This is a genomic window from Levilactobacillus bambusae, from assembly GCF_003124125.1.
GTDB classification, from domain to species: domain Bacteria; phylum Bacillota; class Bacilli; order Lactobacillales; family Lactobacillaceae; genus Levilactobacillus; species Levilactobacillus bambusae.
The window spans coordinates 1-1385 of the sequence record NZ_QCXQ01000032.1 but is presented as its reverse complement, the minus strand read 5'-3'; the positions used below and the strand labels follow the sequence as shown (position 1 = coordinate 1385).

2 pseudogenes are annotated in these 1385 nt (G+C 40.6%); one reads left to right on the top strand and one right to left on the bottom strand.

Annotation, left to right across the window (positions count from 1 at the left end):
* Positions 1-37: 37 nt before the first annotated feature.
* Positions 38-1192: pseudogene (gene guaB / locus DCM90_RS09795) on the top strand (IMP dehydrogenase); the annotation flags it as partial.
* 50 nt (positions 1193-1242) lie between these two features.
* Here guaB and DCM90_RS09790 read toward each other — a convergent pair.
* Positions 1243-1385 (bottom strand): annotated as a pseudogene (locus DCM90_RS09790) (DNA replication/repair protein RecF); the annotation flags it as partial.

Genomic DNA, 1385 nt, shown 5'->3' with positions numbered 1-1385 from the left:
TTGGTAAAGTCACTACCATATAGTAATCGCCATCTTCCAAATTGCTGAAGCAGATGAGCTTATGGGTCGTTACCGCATCAGTGGTGTTCCAGTTGTTGAAACACTTGAAAATCGTAAATTGGTTGGTATTTTGACAAACCGAGATCTTCGTTTTATTTCAGATTATAATCAACCAATTTCAAACCATATGACTAGTGAAAATCTTGTTACTGCTCCTGTGGGTACGGATCTTGCAACGGCTGAGAGTATTCTTCAAGAGCATCGTATTGAAAAACTTCCGTTGGTCGATGAAGAAGGCAGTCTTTCTGGTTTGATCACTATCAAAGATATTGAAAAAGTTATTGAGTTTCCAAATGCGGCTAAAGATGAATTTGGTCGTCTTCTAGTTGCAGGTGCAGTAGGTGTTACTTCAGATACATTTGAACGTGCAGAGGCTCTTTTTGAGGCAGGAGCGGATGCGATTGTTATTGATACTGCACATGGTCATTCTGCAGGTGTCTTGCGTAAAATTGCCGAGATTCGTGCTCATTTCCCAGATCGGACTTTGATTGCTGGAAATATTGCTACTGCTGAAGGTGCACGTGCCCTTTATGAAGCGGGTGTAGACGTTGTTAAGGTTGGTATTGGACCAGGTTCTATCTGTACTACTCGTGTGATTGCTGGTGTTGGTGTTCCGCAAGTAACAGCTATCTACGATGCTGCAGCTGTTGCGCGCGAATATGGTAAAACGATTATTGCTGACGGTGGGATCAAGTATTCTGGAGATATTGTAAAAGCACTTGCTGCAGGTGGAAATGCTGTTATGCTTGGATCTATGTTTGCTGGAACTGATGAAGCTCCAGGCGAAACTGAAATCTTCCAAGGACGTAAATTCAAGACTTACCGTGGTATGGGATCAATTGCTGCTATGAAGAAAGGTTCAAGCGACCGTTATTTCCAAGGTTCTGTCAATGAAGCAAACAAGCTCGTTCCAGAAGGAATTGAAGGTCGTGTTGCTTATAAAGGAGCGGCAGCTGATATTGTTTTCCAAATGATTGGTGGTATTCGCTCTGGTATGGGTTACTGTGGTGCAGCTAACCTTAAAGAACTACACGATAATGCTCAATTTATTGAAATGTCTGGTGCTGGTTTGAAAGAAAGCCATCCTCATGATGTGCAAATTACTAATGAGGCACCAAATTATTCTATGTAAAAAACAATGAAAAGAACTCCAGTGAAAACAGGAGTTCTTTTACAATGTTGTCAATTTCCATTTACAGAAGCTTTACCATCCTGAATAGTGAAGATACTTAGATTTTCTGGCAGATTTTGAAGATGGTCTAAGCTTGTTGTTGTGATAAAGGTTTGGATTGATTGAGAAATCGTTTCTAATAATTTTAACTGTC